This is a genomic window from Streptomyces sp. CRCS-T-1, from assembly GCF_024442335.1.
GTDB classification, from domain to species: domain Bacteria; phylum Actinomycetota; class Actinomycetes; order Streptomycetales; family Streptomycetaceae; genus Streptomyces; species Streptomyces koelreuteriae.
Window position 1 is genome coordinate 8,147,806 of record NZ_CP101651.1, and the last position, 17,236, is coordinate 8,165,041.

A 17,236-nucleotide genomic window follows, 5' to 3' on the forward strand; every position below is an offset into this window, starting at 1 on the left:
GAAACCGGACCGCCCGGGCCCGCCGTCACAGCACGCTGTACAGGGCGTCGACCAGTGCCGTCTTCCGCGGGTCGTCCGCGATATGAGGCCCCATACGGTTCATCACATACCCCAGGGACACCTCCGCCTCCGGGTCGGCGAGCCCACAGGAGCCGCCGAAGCCGTCATGACCGAAAGCGCGCGGGTTGGGTCCGTAGGAGCCGTTGGCACCGCTGAGCCACAGCCCGAGCCCCGCCTCCGTCTCGTGCTCGAACCCGGCGCCGAGCACCAGGTCCCGGCAGCTTCCCTGCCCCTCGCGCGCCCGCTCGGCCGCCTCGGGGGACAGGACGCGGTGGTCTCCGTACGACCCGCGCCCCGCGAAGACGCCGTAGAGCTCGGCGACCGCGAGCGCGGTGCCGTGCCCGTTCGCCGCGGGAATCTCGGCGGTCCGCCACCCGTGGGTCCCGGCCCCGGCGGCGGACACCGGCGGGTTCGTCAGCGCCGCGACCGCCGCCGGGGCCAACTGGGCGAAGACGGCGGCCTGTTCACTGCTCGCCGCCACCGGCGGCTGGACCAGCTCGGCCACCCGGCCGAAGTCCTTCTCCGGCAGTCCGATGCGGAAGTCGATCCCGAGCGGCGCGGCCACCTCCCGCTCCAGGAAGGCCCCGGGGCGCAGCCCCGAGACCCGCCGTACGACCTCGCCGACCAGATGGCCGTAGGTCAGCGCGTGATAGCCCGACCGGGTCCCCGGTTCCCACCAGGGCTGTGTCGCCGCGAGCCGCTGCGTCGTCAGCTCCCAGTCGCAGAGCTGCTCCAGCGAGTGCGGTTCGCGCAGCCCGGCCAGACCGGCCCGGTGGGACAGCAGATGCCGTACGAGGACCTTCTCCTTGCCCGCCGCCGCGAACTCGGGCCAGTACTCGGCGACCGGCGCGTCGAGGTCCAGCAGTCCCCGGTCGGCGAGGATGTGCGCGCACAGCGCCACCGGGCCCTTGGTCGTGGACCACACGTTGACCAGCGTGTCCCGCTCCCACGGCCGGGAGCGCTCCGCGTCGGCCCAGCCGCCCCACAGCTCCACCACCGTCGCCCCGCCGACGGTGACGGCCACCGCGGCGCCCAGCTCGCCCCGCTCCCGGAAGTTCTCCTCGAACGCCCTGCGTACCGCCGTGAACCGCGCGTCGCAGTGCCCGCGCACCTGTGTCTCGTTCTCGGACATGAGCCCCTCCGCCGACCGTCTCGGGGCCGGGCCGCCATGGAGAGGCCCGGCCGCGAAGAACGTACCGACTGGTCGGGACCGTGCGAAAGCCCGCCCGCGGTGAACGGCCGGATCAGATGTACGAGCGCATCCAGCGCAGCTTGGCCGCCTCCTGGAAGGGGCCGCCGCCCTCGTGGTCGTTGAAGTCGTACACCTCGATCTCCTTGTCCTCGTGGCTCCAGGCGTTGAATGCCGCGAAGACCGTCGAGGGCGGGCAGGTCTGGTCCTCCAGGGCCGCCGAGAAGAGCGCGGGGGCGTTGCCGCGGGCGGCGAAGTGGACGGCGTCGAAGTAGGAGAGCGTGCGCAGGGCGTCCGCGGCGCGACCGCGGTGCGTCTTGAGATACAGGCCGATCTCCCGGTACGGGTGACGGTCCGTGAGTGTCGCCGCGCGCGGGTAGTCGCACAGGAAGGGCACGTCCGGCGCGATGGCCGCCAGGTCGGGGACCAGGCCGCCGACCGCGATCGTGATGCCGCCGCCCTGGCTCGCGCCGACGGCCACCGTGCGCGTGGCGTCGGTGAGGGGGTGCGAACGGGCCGCTTCCACGGCCCGCACGGCGTCCGTGAACACCCGGCGGTAGTAGTAGTTCTCCGGCGCGTCGATACCGCGCGTCATGAAGCCCGGGAAGGCCGGCGCGCCGCCCACCGGGTCCGCCGTACCGCCGCCCGCGCCCCAGGCGCTGCCCTGACCCCGGGTGTCCATCACGAAGTGCGCCCGACCCGAGGACGCCCACAGCAGATGCTCGTGCGGCAGTCCGCGCCCTCCGCCGTAGCCGATGAACTCCACGACCAGCGGCAGCGGCCCGTCCGCCCCGGCCGGCAGCGTCAGCCAGCCCTTGACCGGATGACCACCGAAGCCGGCGAACGTCACGTCAAACACCTGCACGGTGGACAGGCCCGTGTCGACCGGTTCGAAGCGGGCGTCCAGATCGTGCTGACGGGCCTCCTGGAGCGTCTTGGACCAGAACGCGTCGAAGTCCTCGGGCTCGGGGGACGCGCTGCGGTACTCGCGGAGTTCATCGAGAGGAAGGTCGAACAGGGCCATGCAGGACCGCCTTGGGTGAGGAACAGCTGAGGAGACAGAGCGGATGATCACACTATGGGGGCGGTCGGAGGACTCGCCAGGCCTTTTGTGCGTCATGCGCCGCGGTGCGTCCACTCCGGTTCCGTCCGGGCCCACGCGCGGTCCCACTCGGCGAGCCTGCGGCGTAGCGCCACCCGGCGCACGGCGACATGGCCGAGAAGCACCACGAGCACCGCACCGCCCGCGGCACACGTGCCGATGGTGAGGGTGTGCTGCCAGACCTCGGTGCCGTCCACCGGCGGGGGCACGTTCCGCCCCCGGGAGTCGAACCAGACGTCCACGACCTCACCCTGCCGGGTGCCCGCCGCGACCCGTGCCGTCGCGGTGCGGGTCCCCTCGCCCGGCTCCGTCCAGCGCACGGTCGCGCGGAACGCGTGCTGCCCGCCGGCCTCTGCCGACGGCAGCGAGTCGTCCTTCCCGCCGACGACCTCGGCCCGGACACGGTGCCGCTCGGCGCGCTGCTCCGCCGAGACCGACACCGCCTCGTCATGGGCCCACCAGGCCGCCGCCACGCCCGCCAGCGGCGCGCCCACAAGCAGCAGGACGGCGACCACCAGCACCGTCCACGCCTCGACGACATCGGACCGGCGCCGCAGCGGACTGCTCCGCAGGCGCCAGCCGCGCACCCGGGTTCGCATGTCGACCTCCTCGCCGTCACCGCGGCCGCAGGACCGGCCGTGCGGTGGCGGTGCCGCTCCCTCCGCGTCATGCCACGCGAGCGAGTGCCCGCAGGAGTCGGGTACCCCCTCCGACGCGCATCGATCGCTCGTCGTGGCTCCGGTACGGGGCGCCGGGCCGTCGGTCCGATCCCGGAGATCAGCCGAAACGCTCGATCCGAACGCGATCCACGGGCTGACCGGCCGTCACCAGCAGCCGGGAGGCATGCTCGGCGAAGGAGTTGGAGCCGCACACATAGGCCTCCCACCCACCCGGTGGCCGCTCGGCCAGGAGCGGCGCCACATGTGCCGCGGCCATACGTCCCACCGGCACACCCTCCGGCGCGGCGCGGGTGAAGACGGGCGTCGTCTCCGCGCCGAACTCCCGGGCGTAGATCAGCTCCTCGGGGCTGCGCGCGGACACCACCAGCCGCAGCGGCACGGTCAGGTTGCGCGCCCGGTGGTGCCGGACCATCGACATCAGCGGTACGACACCGGAACCGGCGCCGATGAGCAGCGCGGGCCGGTCGCCGGGCCAGGCGAAGAAGCCGCTCACCGGGCCCCGCACCTCGACCCGGTCGCCGACCCGGGCGACGGTGTGGAACCAGCCCGAGACCTCGCCGCCCTCGACATGGTCCAAGGTCAGCTCGATGTGCCCGGAGTCGTCCGGGGCGGACGCGATCGAGTAGTGGCGCTGGGCCGCGTAGCCGTCCTCGGCGGTCAGCCGCACCATCAGGTGCTGGCCGGGCAGGTGCCCCGGCCAGCCGGGCACGGCGAGGCGGAAGGTGGCGGCGCGCGGGGTCTCGCGGCGGATCTCGGTCAGCGTGGCGGTCTGCCACACGGCGGCGGCCTGCTCGCCCACGGCGATGCGCCCGGGCACGGCGAACCGCGTGGGCGGCACAAAGGTGTCAGTCACCGGAGTACCTCTGCTCCTCCCAGGGGTTGCCCCGCCCGTGATAGCCGTTCTGCTCCCAGAAACCCGGCTCCTCATGGTCGAGGAGCCGCAGGCCCGCGATCCACTTGGCGCTCTTCCAGAAGTACAGATGCGGCACCAGCAGTCGCGCCGGACCGCCGTGCTCGGGGGCGAGCGGCCTGCCGTCGTACTCCCAGGCGATCCAGGCCCGCCCGCCGGTCAGGTCGGCGAGCGGGAGGTTCGTGGTGTAGCCGGTGTGCGAGTAGGCGACGGCATGGGTCGCCGACCCATGGGGCCTGACCACATCGAGGAAGGCGTCCAGGGACACACCCGAGAACCGCACCCCGAACTTCGACCAGCTCGTCACGCAGTGGACGGCGCCCTCGTACGCCGACGGCGGCAGCCGGTGCGCCTCCTCCCAGTCCCAGGTGCGGGGCGCGTCCACCAGGCCGTCGACGCGGAACGTCCAGTCGGCGGGTGCCAGGTCGGGGGTGACCTCGGCGGACAGGACGGGCCAGTCGTCGCCCGCGTCGTACTGGCCGGGCGGCAGACCGGGGTCGTCGACGCGCGGTCGCCCGGTGAAGCCTCTGGTGATGTGCATGGGTGGCTGCCTCCGGACCGGGCCGACGGTGCCCCGCCGGGCCGGGGTGATCAGTGATTGCGCATTCAACCGTACGCGCGGTGCGCCCTAGCCCTTCCGGCCGGGCCCGGAGTCCGCGTTGTAGCGCACGAGGCACTCGGCGAACCGCGTCAGATCCTCGGCCGGCCAGTCCGCCAGCCGCTCCCGGAAGGCTCTCCGGCGGCTCTCGGTGACCTGGGCCAGGATGCGCCGGCCGGCGACCGTCAGATGCAGCTCCAGGACGCGCTGGTCCTCCGCGTCGGGGCGGCGCGCGATGAGACCGGCCCGTTCCAGGGCGGCCACCTGGCGGCTGACGGTGGACTTGTCCAGGGCGTAGTGGGCGGCCAGGTCGGTGGCACGGCAGCCGCCGCTCTCCTCCAGATGCCCGAGCAGCGTGTACGACACCAGCGACAGCTCGGGGTGCATCCGACCCGCGGCGGCACGGGCACGGCGGGCGAAGGCCGTCATCTCCCGCTGGATGGTCTCCACGGCGTCCGCTGCGTCCACCAGGCCTCCTTCGCGGTCCTGCCGCACTGCGCTGCTGCTCACCATCCATGGTTGCATGGGCCAACCATTGCCCGTGGGGGCCGGTCCCGGTCCCGTACCGGGCGGCCGGTCCGTCGGGTAGTGTTGCCGTCCGGCTGTGGACCATCCCGGCCGTCGGAAGACGAGGAGGTGAGACCCATTACCGCTGTGTCAGCTCGGGTGCTCACTCCTCGATGTCGCGCGGATCGCCGCCTGTAGGCGGCCGCCGGAGCGCCCTTCGGCTCTCGAAAGGCTCTTGGCTTCCATGCCGTCTGTGTCTTCTGTCCCGCCCTCCGCGCCGTTGTCCCGTGACTCGATGGCCGACGCCCTGCGCACCGCCGGGTGCGTCTTCGCCGAGGACGAGGCCGAGTTGATCCTCTCCGCCGCGCGCACCCCGGCCGAAGCCGCCGTCATGGTCGAGCGCCGGGTGGAGGGGCTGCCCCTCGAACTCGTCGTCGGCTGGGCAGGGTTTTGGGGCCTGCGTGTCACCGTCGCCCCCGGTGTCTTCGTTCCGCGCCGCCGCACTGAGTTCCTGGTGGAACAGGCCCTTGCCCAGGCGCCCGGCGCCGCCGTCGTCGTGGACCTGTGCTGCGGCTCGGGTGCCGTCGGTGCGGCGCTCGCCGCCGGGCTGGGCCGCGTCGAGCTGCATGCCGCCGACATCGATCCCGTCGCCGTGCGCTGCGCCCGCGGCAATGTCGCCGCCGCCGGTGGTCACGTCCACCAGGGCGACCTGTTCGAGGCGCTGCCAGCTGAGCTGCTCGGCCGCGTCGGCATCCTCGCGGCCAACGTGCCGTACGTGCCCAGCGACGAGATAGGCCTGCTGCCCCTGGAGGCCCGTGACCACGAGCCCCTGGTCGCCCTCGACGGCGGCGCGGACGGCCTCGACGTCCTGCGCAGGGTCGCCGCCGAGGCCTCCCGCTGGCTCGCCCCCGGCGGCTGCGTCCTGGTGGAGACCAGCCGCCACCAGGCACCGGCCGCGGTCACCGCCTTCGAACGCAGCGGTCTGACGGCCCGCCTGGCCGTCTCCGAGGAGCTGTACGCGCACGTGGTGATCGGGGTCAGGCGGTAGGTGCCGATCGGTCCGGGTCCGTGGCCCGTGCGATGAGCAGGGCCACGTCGTCGAAGTTGTCCGGCTCGTGGAGGGTGCGCAGGAGCAGGTCGCAGACCTCCTCCAGGGGGCGGTCGGGGCTGTCGAGGAGGGACAGGAGGGTGTCGAGGCGGTCGTCGAGCGGGTCGCGGCGGGTCTCGACCAGGCCGTCCGTGTAGAAGACCAGGCGGTCGCCCGGCTCGAGGTCGACCGTGGTCGTCGAGAAGGGCACGCCGCCCACGCCGAGCGGCACCCCGGTCGGCAGGTCGAGCAGTTCGGGAGGCCGGCCGGCCCGGACGCGTACCGGGGGCAGATGTCCGGCGTTGGCGATCCGGCACTGCCGCAGATGCGGGTCGTGGACGGCGTAGACGCAGGTGGCGATGGCCTGCTCCAGCCCTTCGGTGATCTTGTCGAGGTGTTCCAGGAGCCGGGCCGGGTCGAGGTCGAGGGAGGCCAGCGTGTTGGTCGCCGTACGCAGCCGGCCCATGGTCGCAGCCGCGGGGATGCCGCTGCCCATCACGTCGCCCACGACGAGCGCGGTCTTGCCGCCGTCCAGCGGGATGACGTCGAACCAGTCGCCGCCGACCTCGCTCGTGGCCCCGGCCGGCTGGTAGCGGGAGGCGACCTCGAGACCGCCCGTCACCGGCGGATGGCTGGGCAGCAGGCTGCGCTGGAGGGTGAGCGCGGTGTCGCGGGCGCTCTGGTACCAGCGGGCGTTGTCGATCTGCACCGCCGCCCGGGCGGCCAGCTCGCGCGCCAGCAGCAGGTCGTCCTCGGAGAACGGCAGCGGATTGCGGGTGCGCTTGAGATCCAGCGCGCCCAGCACCTCACCGCGCGCGATCAGCGGCACCGCCAGATAGGAGTGCACCCCGGCCCGGCCCAGCAGCTCCGCGGCCTGCGGGGAACGGGCGATCCGCGGCAGATCCGTGTCCTTGACCTGCGGCAGCATCACGGGACGGGCCGTACGCACGCATTCGGTGACCAGCCGGTCGGGCCCGTACCGGGCCACCTGCCCCGGCGGGTCGGCCGCCTCCAGGGCCTCGGCCGACTCGTACCCCTGGACCGCCAGCGCGCGGATCACGGCCGACTCGGCGGGGCCGAGGCTGGTGCGCCGGCCCCGCACCACCGCGTCCAGCAGGTCGACGGCCGCGATGTCGGCGAGTTCCGGCACGGCCACCTCGGCGAGCTCGTGGGCCGTGCGGTCCAGGTCCAGCGAGGTGCCGATCCGTCCGGAGGCGTCCGCGATCAGGGCCAGACGCCGCCGCGCGGCCTCGGCCTCGATGCCCGCCCGGTACTGCTCGGTGACGTCGACGATCGAGACGGCCACGCCCAGCACGGTCCCGAAGGCGTTCTCCAGCCGGTACAGCGAGATCGACCAGGCGTGGTCCTGGTCCGGGTCGGCCGGGGTGCGGCCGATCGTGGACTGGTCGACGACCGGCGTGCCGGTCTCCAGGACCCGGCGCGCCGCGGCCTCCAGGGCCTCGACGTCCATCTGCGGCACCACCTCGTGGACCGTGCGGCCCAGGTGCTCCTCGGTCGGTACGCCGTTGATCTCCTCCAGCGCCGCGTTGACCGAGACGTACCGCAGCCCGGTGTCCAGCACGGCCAGCCCGATCGGGGACTGCGCGATCATCCGGGTGGACAGCGCCACCTCCCGCTCCAGCCGGTGCACGGTCGTCTGGTCGGCGCACAGACCGAGCGCGTAGACATCGCCCTCGTCGTCCAGCAGCCGCATGTTGCGGAACTCCACGAGCCGGGTGCCGCCGTCCTTGCGGCGGATGGGGAAGGCCCCGGCCCAGCTCTGCCCGGTGCTCATGACGTCCGCGAACAGTTTGACCACGAGGTCGACGTGCTCCTCGTGGACCATGATCCGGGCGGCGTACTCGCCGAGCGCCTCGCGCGCGTCGTACCCGAACAGCTCCTCGGCCTGCGGGCTCCACAGCACGATGCGGCCCTCGGAGTCGAGGACCACCGAGGCCACGCGCAGGACGTCGAGCAGCCCGCTCGGTCGCGCCGACCCGCGCGGGGGCTCGTCGCCCTCGGCCACGGGAGACCCGGCTGCACTCATCCCATGCCCCGCCTTCGCCGATCCTCGCGGCACGCCATGGTGCCGACACCCCATGTTCTACCGCGCGGAGCCGTTTCTCGAGGCCCCTTCCGTCACCTTCCACCATCTCCCAACACGGCGCGCACCGCCCCGCAAACCGGTCACCACAACCGGAGCTCCCGCCGGTAGTGCTCGCCGGAAGGTGGTGCTTTGCTGGGGTAGGGGTGGATTCGGCAGCGGGGCCTACAGAGGAGGGTCACGATGGACCTTGAGCGACCGCACCCCCACTCCGTGTCGGTGGAGATCAGCGGATGCAGCAAGCACGACGCACGGATCGTGTTCGACACGCTGTGCGCCTGCTTCGAGTCGGACCGGTGCGCCGACGACGTGCCCGAGGAACTGCACGAGACCCGTCCGACCGTGTGGCTCGGCACCTTCGACGTCGCCGACACACACGAGGGCGCCCGGCCGGCCCGGCTGTCGTCCTCCGTCGACGCCGATCTGCACGGCGGTTACTGGGCGATCGAACAGTTCCGCATGAGGCTGGACTCCCTGTTCGCCGTGCAGGACCTGACCACGGTCCCCGGCGACCAGGAGAAGGAACTGCACGTACGCCTCGAGAGCCGGTGATCCCCAGGTCGTAGCCCTGCTGTGCCCTCCATCACCTTATGCAACTAGTTGCATAAAGCGTCGGTAGCCTCTACAACTACGGGGACGACACCGCGCACGGAGGGCCCCCGATGAGCCATTACCCGCACCTGCTGACCCCCCTCGACCTGGGCTTCACGACCCTTCCCAACCGGGTCCTCATGGGCTCCATGCACGTCGGCCTGGAGGAGGCCGACGGCGGTTTCGAGCGCATGGCCGCCTTCTACGCCGCCCGCGCCCGCGGGGGAGTGGGCCTGATCGTCACCGGCGGCATCGCACCCAACGACGAGGGACGTCCCTACGAGGGCGGTGCGAAGCTCACCACCGAGGAGGAGGCCGAGCGGCACCGGGTCATCACCGACGCCGTGCACCACGCGGGCGGCCGGATCGCGATGCAGATCCTGCACTTCGGCCGCTACGCCTACCACCAGGACCTCGTCGCGCCCAGCCCGATCCAGGCGCCGATCAGCCCCTTCCCGCCCCGCGAACTGAGCGACGCCGACATCGAGCGGACCATCGACGACTACGTCCGCGCCGCCCGCCTGGCCCGGCACGCCGGCTACGACGGCGTGGAGATCATGGGCTCCGAGGGCTACCTCATCAACGAGTTCATCGCCCGGCACACCAACCAGCGCACCGACCGCTGGGGCGGCTCGTACGAGAACCGCACCCGCTTCCCGCTCGAGATCGTGCGCCGGGTGCGCGAGGCGGTCGGCGAGGACTTCATCGTCGTCTACCGGCTCTCCATGCTCGACCTCGTCCCGGGCGGCTCGACGCTCGACGAGGTGATCACCCTGGCCAAGGCCGTCGAGGCCGCCGGGGCGACGATCATCAACACCGGCATCGGCTGGCACGAGGCCCGCATCCCCACCATCGCCACCTCCGTGCCGCGCGGCGCCTACACCTGGGTGACCAAGCGGCTCATGGGCGAGGTGTCCGTCCCGCTCGTCACCACCAACCGCATCAACACCCCCGAACTCGCCGAGGAACTGCTCGCCGAGGGCGCGGCCGACATGGTGTCGATGGCCCGCCCGATGCTCGCCGACCCGGACTTCGTCATCAAGGCGGAGGCCGGCCGGCCCGAGGCGATCAACACCTGCATCGGCTGCAACCAGGCCTGCCTCGACCACACCTTCAGCGGCCTGATCACCTCCTGCCTGGTCAACCCGCGCGCCTGCCACGAGACGGAACTCGTGCTCTCCCCGACCCGGCTGCGCAAACGCGTCGCCGTCGTCGGCGCCGGACCGGCCGGCCTCGCCTGCGCGGTCTCGGCGGCCGAGCGCGGCCACGACGTCACCCTCTTCGACGCCGCGAGCGAGATCGGCGGGCAGCTCAACGTCGCCCGCAAGGTCCCCGGCAAGCAGGAGTTCGACGAGACGCTCCGCTACTTCCGCACCCAGCTCGACTGGCACGGCGTCGATGTACGGCTGAACACCCCCGTGACGGTCGCCGACGTCGACGGCTTCGACGAGGTCGTCGTCGCCACCGGCGTCAGCCCGCGCACCCCCGACATCCCCGGCGTCGACCACCCGAGCGTCCTCGGCTACCTCGACGTCCTGCGCGACGGCGCCCCCGTCGGCGACCGGGTCGCGATCCTCGGCGCGGGCGGCATCGGCTTCGACGTCGCCGAGTACCTCACGGACTCCGGCGACAAGGCCCACGAGAACCCGGCGACGTACTTCCGCCAGTGGGGCGTCGACCTCGACTACCGCGCCCCCGGCGGCCTCGCCGCGCCCGAGCGGCCCGCCCCGCCGCGCACCGTCCACCTGCTCCAGCGCAAGACCTCCAAGGTCGGCGCCGGACTCGGCAAGACCACCGGCTGGATCCACCGCGCCGAACTCAAGCACCGCGGCGTCACCATGGTCCCGGGTGTTCAGTACGACCGGATCGACGACGCCGGACTGCATGTCACGGTCGACGGCGCCAGCACGGTGCTGGAGGTCGACACGATCGTGCTGTGCACCGGCCAGGAGCCGCGCCGGGGTCTGTACGAGGAACTGGTCGCCGCCGGGCGCAGCACGCACCTGATCGGCGGCGCCGACGTGGCCGCGGAGCTGGACGCCAAGCGCGCCATCAAGCAGGGCACCGAGCTGGCGGCGGCGCTGTAGGGGGCCTGCCGTCCGTCCCTAGGATGGCTGGTATGTCACTCCCGCACGCGATCCTCACTGCCCTGCTCGAGAAGCCGTCGTCGGGCCTGGAGCTGACCCGCCGGTTCGACCGGTCGATCGGGTACTTCTGGTCCGCGACGCACCAGCAGATCTATCGCGAGCTGGGAAAACTGGAGGCCGACGGCCTGATCCGGGCCCTGCCGTCCGAGCAGCCGGCGCGCGGGCAGAAGAAGAGCTACGAGGTCCTGACCGCGGGCCGCGCCGAACTGGCCCGCTGGACCGCCGCCTCCCAGGACCCCAAGCCGCACCGCGACACGCTGTTGCTGCGGCTGAGGGCGGCGGCCGTGGTCGGCACGGCGGGCTTGGAGGCGGATCTGCGACGCCATCTGCGGCTGCACGAGCGGCAGTTGGCGGAGTACCGGGAGATCGAGGAGCGCGACTTCCCGCCCGGCCGGGACGGCACCGAGGACCGGTTGCGGCATCTGGTGCTGCGGGCCGGTATCGACCTGGAGACCTTCTGGACCCAGTGGCTCAGCCGTGCCGTGGCGGAATTCGCCGAACTCCCGGACGGCGAGCCGACCAGCCCGGCCTGACCGGGACCGGGATGTGACGGTGGCCCGCCCGGCCGGAGCGCTTCGGGAGGGCGGGCCGCCGTCCGTACCGGGTCAGAACCGGTACGGCTTGTTGCGCCGGCGCAGGTACCAGGCAGTCCCGAGCAGCCCGGCCCCGACCAGCGTGCCGCCCGCGACCAGCGTGACGGTCCCGTAGTCCGTGGCGCTTCCGCCGCTACCGCCCATCACGCCGCGAGAGGGCGACGCCGACGCCGACGGGGACGCGGACCTCGAGGGGGAGGGGGTCGGGGAGACGACGACGGACTGGGTCCCGGCGGTCGTGCCGTCCGAGCAGATCACGATGACGGTGTACGTCCCCGCGCTGACACTCGACCAGGCGGCGGACTGACTTGTGGACGTCCCCGACAGGGTCACCTGGCGCCCTTGGGCGAAGCTGCCCTGGCTGCTGGTTAGCAGCGAGGCGGTGCCCCAACTGCCGTTGATCTGGGTGCACGCGCTGGTCGTGACCGACACCGTGTTGCCCGTGGTGCTCACGGAGATGCCCGGGCCCGCCGCTGCGGGGACCGCGGCCAGGGCGAGGGGCAGAGCGGCGGCTGCCACGGTCAGGCCGGAGCGGAGAACTGACGATGATTTGCGCATGTGGACTGCCCTCCGGCGGCACGGTTGGCGGTACATCCCTAGCGCCGCCGAGGGTCGGGAATCGCCCGTGCTGCCTCAGGGGCCAGCCAAAGCTCCCGGGGCCCGGGCCGCACGCCGGGTGCCGCCGTGCAGGTGACGGCGGTCAGTGGCCGGCCGGCGCGGTTGCGGCGTCGCCGTAGGGGTGGCGGCGACGCGGTGGTGTCTGTGTCATCGCCGCATCGCCGCATCGCCGAGGGCCGGCGTGCTCCCGCGTTGCCGCCACGCGCCTGTCGCTATCGCCACGCGCCCGTCGCTACTGCCGCCGCGTGCCCGTGGTCACCTTCCGCTCGGCCGAGAAGCCGCCCCAGGTGCCGTCCGGCAGCATCGCCCGGAGGCGGACGCGGTGGGTGATACCGGCGTCCTGCCCGACGTAGAAACTGTGCGTCGCCCGCTCGCGCGGGGCGCTCCCGCCGTACACGAGGGATGTGGCCGGGCGGCCGTCGAGCTGGATCTGGTACTCGGTGATCTCGCCGTCCACACGCGGCGGCACCCAGCTCAGATCGACGTGGTACGCCCCGTCCTCGCGGTGGGTCGTCGCCCGGAAGCCGGTGGGGGCCGTGGCGCGGCCGTCGTCCGTGCCCGGGGTGGTGAGGCGGACGGCGGTGCTGGCGGGGGAGACGTTGCCCGCGGCGTCCCTGGCCCGGACGGTGAACGCGTAGGACGTGCCTGGCCGCAGCCCCGTGACGACGGCGGCCGTCTGGTCCCCGCTCACGCTGTGGATCTTCGCGGCCCCCTGGTGGATGTCGTAGGACACCACGTCCCGGTCGTCCGTCGATGCGGACCAGGACAGCTGGACCGCCCGGCTTCCGGCCGCGCGTCCGCCGGGCGCCGAGGGGCGGGTCGGCGCCGAGCGGTCGTCCGCCACGGCCGCGGGGGTCCGCGCCCGGACCTGACGGCTGGGCGGGCCGAGCCGACCGTCGGCGTCCCTCGCCCGTACGGTGAAGACGTACAGCGTGGACGGCCGGAGCCTGGTGACGTCCACCATGTGCGTCGGACCCGGCACTTCCCTGACCTTCGTGGTGCCGCGATACACCTCGTAGACATCGGCCCGCGCGGTCACGTTCCACATGACGTGCACGCTCGTCGCGCTGCCCGCCTGTGCGGTGACGCCCGTCGGCGCCCCGGGCTCACCACCGACGTCCTTGTCCTCCGCTCCGGTCCAGCCGCAGGCGGCGAGCAGGGCGAGGGCCCCGCAGAGCGCGACGCGCCACAGGAGCGGGGCGGGAGCGGGGAACGGGACGAGAACGCGTCGCACGACACTGCCTCCCGGGACGGGACTCGGGAATGGTCCGGACCAATATGACGCGGCTGACGCGGCCACATCAAGGGGGCGGGTGGTGGAGGGTGACACGGATCGCCATGGCGGTCGCACGTCACCCCCGCGGTTAGTGGCCACCCGGAAGGGTTACGTATGCTGAGGTTCCTCATGGCCGAACTCCTGGCGAACACCAGGGAGTTCGAGCCTGTCGCGCGGACCGCTGTCGTCGCAGATCCCGCGTCGGCGCAGGTGGCCGGGGTGCCCGGGTCCCACACGGACTCAGGCCCCCGGCCCCTGTCGGTGGTTGGGGGAGTGAGCCGTCCGGCCCTTCGAGGGTGACCGGATGAACACCCCGGGGGAACAGATGGGGCTGATTGTCCGTCAGGTCCCCTCAGGAGAGGCTCCCATCGTGCGTGTCCAGTCGCTCACACTGGCCGCGGCCAGTGCCGCCCTGCTCGTCCCGACGACACCGCCCGCCACGCCGGCACAGCCGCGTACCCAGCCGGTGGTGGGGCGCCCGGTGGTGGGGCGTCCCGTGGTGGGGCGTCCGGCCGTAGGGCGCGAGGCCTCCGTCAGCGCCGCCGACCTGCTGGCCAGGGCACGGGACTGCGCCCCCGTCTCCCGCGGCCGGTACCGCAAGGACAGCGGCGGCTCCGCGAAGATCCCGGTCTGCGGTACCCGCGACGCCGTCTTCTGGAAGGCGGACATGGACATCGACTGCGACGGCCGCCCCGGCCCCCGCTGCAACCACCGCACCGACCCCTATTTCGCCGCCAGTACGGCCTACTCCCAGTCCGACGGCCGCCCCTTGAGCGCCGAACGTCTCCCCTTCGTCGTGGTGCCCGCCCCGAGCCGCATCTGGGACTACCGGGACCACGGTGTGGGCGGTGGTTCGATCGTGGCCGTCGTCTACCGCGACCAGGTGCAGTACGCGGTCGTCGGTGACACGGGCCCGCGGGGTGTCATCGGGGAGGCGTCCTACGCCACGGCCGAGGCCCTCGGTATCCGCCCCCACCCGCTCCGGGGCGGCACCGCCTCGGGTGTCACCTACATCGTCTTCAAGGACACCCGGGTGTCACCCATCGAGGACCACGAGGCGGCCGTGACGGCGGGGGAGCGGGCGGCGAGGCGATTCGTCGACGGGAGCTGAGCGAGTGACGGCGCATCAGCTGCCGTTCAGGCCGGCCGGGCACACCGTCGACCGGCGTGCCCGGGTCCGGTCTCACACCTTCCGGTACGTGTACGCCTCCGCGGCGGCCGACTCCACCGCCGCCAGATCCGCCCCGGTGCCCGCCGTGACGACGGCGGCCACGGCCCCCTCCACGAACGGCGCGTCCACCAGCCGCGTCTGCTCCGGGAGTTCGTCGCCCTCCGCGAGCAGCGCCTTCACGGTGAGCACCGCGCTGCCCAGATCGGTGAGGACGGCGACGCCCGCACCGCGATCGACGGACGCGGCCGCCGCGGCGATCAGTTCGGCGCTGGTGCCGATCCCACCGCCCTCGGTACCGCCCGCCGGGGCGACGGGTACCGCCGGGCCGCCGCCTGCGAGCCCCTTCGCCAGCGCGGCGACCGACGCGGCCACCTCCGCGCTGTGCGACACCAGCACGATTCCCACAAGCCGCTCGTCACTCATCGGCGGCCTCCGCGAGCGCGGCGACGAGCAGCGCCGCCGAGGTGGCGCCCGGGTCCTGGTGTCCGATGCTGCGCTCACCCAGATAGCTGGCCCGGCCCTTGCGCGCCTGCAAGGGCGTCGTCGCCACGGCGCCCTCCTCCGCGGCGGTCCGCGACGCCGCGAACGAGTCACCGAGCGCGTCCACCGCCGGTACCAACGCGTCGATCATGGTCTTGTCGCCGGGAGCGGCACCGCCGAGCGTCATGACCGCGTCCACCCCGGTCCGCAGCGCCTCGGCCAGCTGCTCCGCACTGACCTCGGAGGCATCCCCGAGCGCCTTGCCGGCACGGCGCAGCAGCGTGCCGTAGAGCGGCCCCGAGGCACCGCCGACCGTCGAGATGAGCTGGCGTCCGGCCAGCGTGAGAACCCCGCCGGGCGTGTCGGGGGCCTCCTTCTCCAGGGCGGCCGCCACGGCCGTGAACCCGCGCTGGAGGTTGCTGCCGTGGTCGGCGTCCCCGATGGGGGAGTCGAGGGCGGTGAGCCGTTCCGCCTCACGGTCGACGGACGCGGCGGTCGCCGTCATCCAACGGCGGAAGAAAGCGGCATCGAGCACTGGATCTCCTTGCCTGGTAGATACGGGGTGATCCTCTACCCCCTGTGTCACATGCCCCAGCGCAGACCCGCCGTCTTCACCGGCGCGTCCCACAGCCGCAGCAGCTCCTCGTCGACCTGGCACAGGGTGAGCGAGGCGCCCGCCATGTCGAGGGAGGTGACGTAGTTGCCCACGAGGACCCGGGCCACGGGTACACCGCGCTGGGCGAGCACCCGGTGCACCTCGGCGTTGAAGCCGTACAGCTCGAGCAGGGGCGTCGCCCCCATGCCGTTGACGAGGACCAGCACAGGATTGCGCGGCTGGAGGTCCTCCACCACGGCCTCGACGGCGGCCTCGGCGATCTCGCCGGAGGTCATCATCGCGCGCCGCTCCCGGCCGGGCTCGCCGTGGATGCCGATGCCCAACTCCAGCTCACCGGTCGGCAGATCGAAGGTGGGGCTGCCCTTGGCCGGTGTGCTGCAGGCGCTCAGCGCGATACCGAAACTGCGCGAGTTCTCGTTGACCTGCCGGGCGATGGCCTCCACCCGCTCCAGCGGCATGCCCTCGTCGGCGGCGGCACCGGCGATCTTCTCCACGAACAGGGTCGCACCGGTGCCACGCCGGCCGGCCGTGTAGAGACTGTCGGTCACCGCCACGTCATCGTTGACCAGCACCTTCGCGACCTGGATGCCCTCGTCCTCGGCCAGCTCGGCGGCCATGTCGAAGTTGAGCACGTCGCCGGTGTAGTTCTTCACGATGAACAGCACCCCGGCCCCGCTGTCCACGGCGGCGGCCGCGCGCAGCATCTGGTCGGGAACGGGGGAGGTGAACACCTCGCCCGGACAGGCCGCCGACAGCATGCCGGGACCCACGAAACCCCCGTGCAACGGCTCGTGCCCCGAGCCTCCGCCCGAGACCAGCCCCACTTTTCCGGCCACGGGAGCGTCCCGCCGCACGATCACCCGGTTCTCCACGTCCACGGTCAGCTCCGGGTGGGCAGCCGCCAGACCACGCAGCGCGTCCGCGACCACGGTCTCCGGGACGTTGATCAGCATCTTCACGGGTACCTCCTAGGGAAACTAGTAGATGAGCCCTCGAACTCCAGCTTCGCAGGCCAGCTTGTGTTTGACCAGTTTTCGATCTTGGTGGTCTCTGGCCCTCCGTGGCGCGTCGTGGCAGTACTCATGCTGACCTCATGCCGACTTCGGTGACGGGGTGTCAGGTATGGATGGGTGACCGGGGCGAGCCGGCTGGCGATCCTGTCGTCGGCAGTATCGACCTTGCAGGAGCGAAGGTCACACTTCTGGTGCTCGGGGGGGGGAGTGAAGAGGGTGGTGCGTTGCCCCACCTTTCAGCATCTGAGGTGCTCTTCGGATCGGAAAGTCGGATCTGACGATCCGGGAAAACGCGCGGCTGCTCTGATCGTTGCCAGCAGTGGATCACAGAGAGAAGGTTCAGGGCGCAACCGCCTTGTATGGCTGAACTCGGAGCGAAAGCCGTGTGATGGACCGCAGATTAGGTCTCTGCATGTGTCTTCTACTGCTCGATCAGGATGACAAGAAGCCCGATCACCCTGGCCGTTGCTCAGAATTCGAACCACGAAGAGGCG

Annotated in this window: 17 protein-coding genes; 5 read left to right on the forward strand and 12 right to left on the reverse strand. The window is 72.4% G+C overall.

Annotated features, from left to right (window positions below):
• Positions 1 to 25: 25 nt before the first annotated feature.
• The 6 genes from NNW99_RS36820 to NNW99_RS36845 form a co-directional block, all read right to left on the reverse strand.
• Positions 26 to 1,192 carry a serine hydrolase domain-containing protein gene (locus tag NNW99_RS36820; RefSeq protein ID WP_215123599.1) on the reverse strand — a complete coding sequence of 389 codons (1,167 nt, stop codon included), beginning with the start codon at positions 1,190 to 1,192 and terminating at the stop codon, positions 26 to 28.
• Positions 1,193 to 1,304: 112 nt separating this feature from the next.
• Positions 1,305 to 2,273 (reverse strand): acetylxylan esterase, encoded by a 969-nt coding sequence (locus NNW99_RS36825; protein WP_215123601.1) that lies wholly within the window; start codon positions 2,271 to 2,273, stop codon positions 1,305 to 1,307.
• A gap of 92 nt (positions 2,274 to 2,365) precedes the next feature.
• Entirely contained in the window at positions 2,366 to 2,950 is a 585-nt protein-coding gene (locus NNW99_RS36830; protein ID WP_215123603.1) for a hypothetical protein, read from the reverse strand.
• A gap of 178 nt (positions 2,951 to 3,128) precedes the next feature.
• Positions 3,129 to 3,884, reverse strand: coding sequence for a ferredoxin reductase (locus tag NNW99_RS36835; protein WP_215123605.1), 756 nt, complete (start codon positions 3,882 to 3,884; stop codon positions 3,129 to 3,131).
• Positions 3,877 to 4,482 carry a sulfite oxidase-like oxidoreductase gene (locus tag NNW99_RS36840; protein WP_215123606.1) on the reverse strand — a complete coding sequence of 202 codons (606 nt, stop codon included), beginning with the start codon at positions 4,480 to 4,482 and terminating at the stop codon, positions 3,877 to 3,879. The genes NNW99_RS36835 and NNW99_RS36840 overlap by 8 nt, the downstream gene beginning before the upstream one ends.
• 87 nt (positions 4,483 to 4,569) lie before the next feature.
• Positions 4,570 to 5,007, reverse strand: coding sequence for a MarR family winged helix-turn-helix transcriptional regulator (locus NNW99_RS36845; RefSeq protein ID WP_251058034.1), 438 nt, complete (start codon positions 5,005 to 5,007; stop codon positions 4,570 to 4,572).
• A gap of 283 nt (positions 5,008 to 5,290) precedes the next feature.
• Here NNW99_RS36845 and NNW99_RS36850 point away from each other — a divergent pair, with 283 nt between their 5' ends.
• On the forward strand, positions 5,291 to 6,094 hold the full coding sequence (locus NNW99_RS36850) for a putative protein N(5)-glutamine methyltransferase (protein WP_215123608.1): 804 nt from the start codon (positions 5,291 to 5,293) through the stop codon (positions 6,092 to 6,094).
• On the opposite strand, the gene NNW99_RS36855 is transcribed toward NNW99_RS36850, so the two are convergent.
• Positions 6,084 to 8,180, reverse strand: coding sequence for a SpoIIE family protein phosphatase (locus NNW99_RS36855; RefSeq protein WP_215123610.1), 2,097 nt, complete (start codon positions 8,178 to 8,180; stop codon positions 6,084 to 6,086). The genes NNW99_RS36850 and NNW99_RS36855 overlap by 11 nt on opposite strands.
• Positions 8,181 to 8,420: 240 nt before the next feature.
• Between NNW99_RS36855 and NNW99_RS36860 the strand changes: the two genes are divergently transcribed.
• From NNW99_RS36860 to NNW99_RS36870, 3 genes are all read left to right on the forward strand, one after another.
• Positions 8,421 to 8,789: a hypothetical protein gene (locus NNW99_RS36860; protein WP_215123612.1), complete on the forward strand. Its 369-nt coding sequence runs from the start codon at positions 8,421 to 8,423 to the stop codon at positions 8,787 to 8,789.
• Positions 8,790 to 8,899: 110 nt separating this feature from the next.
• Positions 8,900 to 10,915, forward strand: coding sequence for an NADPH-dependent 2,4-dienoyl-CoA reductase (locus NNW99_RS36865; RefSeq protein ID WP_215123613.1), 2,016 nt, complete (start codon positions 8,900 to 8,902; stop codon positions 10,913 to 10,915).
• 32 nt (positions 10,916 to 10,947) lie between these two features.
• Positions 10,948 to 11,508 carry a PadR family transcriptional regulator gene (locus NNW99_RS36870; protein ID WP_215123615.1) on the forward strand — a complete coding sequence of 187 codons (561 nt, stop codon included), beginning with the start codon at positions 10,948 to 10,950 and terminating at the stop codon, positions 11,506 to 11,508.
• 72 nt (positions 11,509 to 11,580) lie between these two features.
• Here the strand turns inward: NNW99_RS36870 and NNW99_RS36875 are convergent, their stop codons facing one another.
• Both NNW99_RS36875 and NNW99_RS36880 read right to left on the reverse strand, forming a co-directional pair.
• A complete protein-coding gene (locus tag NNW99_RS36875; RefSeq protein ID WP_215123617.1) occupies positions 11,581 to 12,126 on the reverse strand; it encodes a hypothetical protein in 546 nt (181 codons plus the stop codon).
• A gap of 292 nt (positions 12,127 to 12,418) precedes the next feature.
• Entirely contained in the window at positions 12,419 to 13,420 is a 1,002-nt protein-coding gene (locus tag NNW99_RS36880) for a fibronectin type III domain-containing protein (RefSeq protein ID WP_215123619.1), read from the reverse strand.
• A gap of 412 nt (positions 13,421 to 13,832) precedes the next feature.
• On the opposite strand from NNW99_RS36880, the gene NNW99_RS36885 reads away from it, so the two are divergent.
• Positions 13,833 to 14,573, forward strand: a complete 741-nt coding sequence (locus NNW99_RS36885) for a glycoside hydrolase family 75 protein (protein ID WP_215123621.1) — start codon at positions 13,833 to 13,835, stop codon at positions 14,571 to 14,573.
• A 72-nt stretch (positions 14,574 to 14,645) separates the two neighbouring features.
• Here the strand turns inward: NNW99_RS36885 and NNW99_RS36890 are convergent, their stop codons facing one another.
• From NNW99_RS36890 to dhaK, 3 genes are read right to left on the reverse strand one after another with little or no spacing between them, the layout of a single operon-like run.
• Positions 14,646 to 15,056, reverse strand: a complete 411-nt coding sequence (locus tag NNW99_RS36890; protein WP_215123628.1) for a PTS-dependent dihydroxyacetone kinase phosphotransferase subunit DhaM — start codon at positions 15,054 to 15,056, stop codon at positions 14,646 to 14,648.
• Positions 15,049 to 15,648, reverse strand: a complete 600-nt coding sequence (gene dhaL / locus NNW99_RS36895; protein ID WP_215123630.1) for a dihydroxyacetone kinase subunit DhaL — start codon at positions 15,646 to 15,648, stop codon at positions 15,049 to 15,051. Before dhaL ends, NNW99_RS36890 begins: the two co-directional genes overlap by 8 nt.
• 47 nt (positions 15,649 to 15,695) lie before the next feature.
• Positions 15,696 to 16,688 (reverse strand): dihydroxyacetone kinase subunit DhaK, encoded by a 993-nt coding sequence (dhaK, locus tag NNW99_RS36900; RefSeq protein WP_215123631.1) that lies wholly within the window; start codon positions 16,686 to 16,688, stop codon positions 15,696 to 15,698.
• Positions 16,689 to 17,236: the final 548 nt, after the last annotated feature.

Excerpts from the sequence above, each read along its gene's own strand:
- NNW99_RS36820 (WP_215123599.1), bottom strand. The coding sequence starts at position 1,192 with ATGTCCGAGAACGAGACACAGGTGCGCGGGCACTGCGACGCGCGGTTC.
- NNW99_RS36825 (WP_215123601.1), bottom strand. The coding sequence starts at position 2,273 with ATGGCCCTGTTCGACCTTCCTCTCGATGAACTCCGCGAGTACCGCAGC.
- NNW99_RS36830 (WP_215123603.1), bottom strand. The coding sequence starts at position 2,950 with ATGCGAACCCGGGTGCGCGGCTGGCGCCTGCGGAGCAGTCCGCTGCGG.
- NNW99_RS36840 (WP_215123606.1), bottom strand. The coding sequence starts at position 4,482 with ATGCACATCACCAGAGGCTTCACCGGGCGACCGCGCGTCGACGACCCC.
- NNW99_RS36850 (WP_215123608.1), top strand. The coding sequence starts at position 5,291 with ATGCCGTCTGTGTCTTCTGTCCCGCCCTCCGCGCCGTTGTCCCGTGAC.
- NNW99_RS36855 (WP_215123610.1), bottom strand. The coding sequence starts at position 8,180 with ATGAGTGCAGCCGGGTCTCCCGTGGCCGAGGGCGACGAGCCCCCGCGC.
- NNW99_RS36860 (WP_215123612.1), top strand. The coding sequence starts at position 8,421 with ATGGACCTTGAGCGACCGCACCCCCACTCCGTGTCGGTGGAGATCAGC.
- NNW99_RS36865 (WP_215123613.1), top strand. The coding sequence starts at position 8,900 with ATGAGCCATTACCCGCACCTGCTGACCCCCCTCGACCTGGGCTTCACG.
- NNW99_RS36870 (WP_215123615.1), top strand. The coding sequence starts at position 10,948 with ATGTCACTCCCGCACGCGATCCTCACTGCCCTGCTCGAGAAGCCGTCG.
- NNW99_RS36875 (WP_215123617.1), bottom strand. The coding sequence starts at position 12,126 with ATGCGCAAATCATCGTCAGTTCTCCGCTCCGGCCTGACCGTGGCAGCC.
- NNW99_RS36890 (WP_215123628.1), bottom strand. The coding sequence starts at position 15,056 with ATGAGTGACGAGCGGCTTGTGGGAATCGTGCTGGTGTCGCACAGCGCG.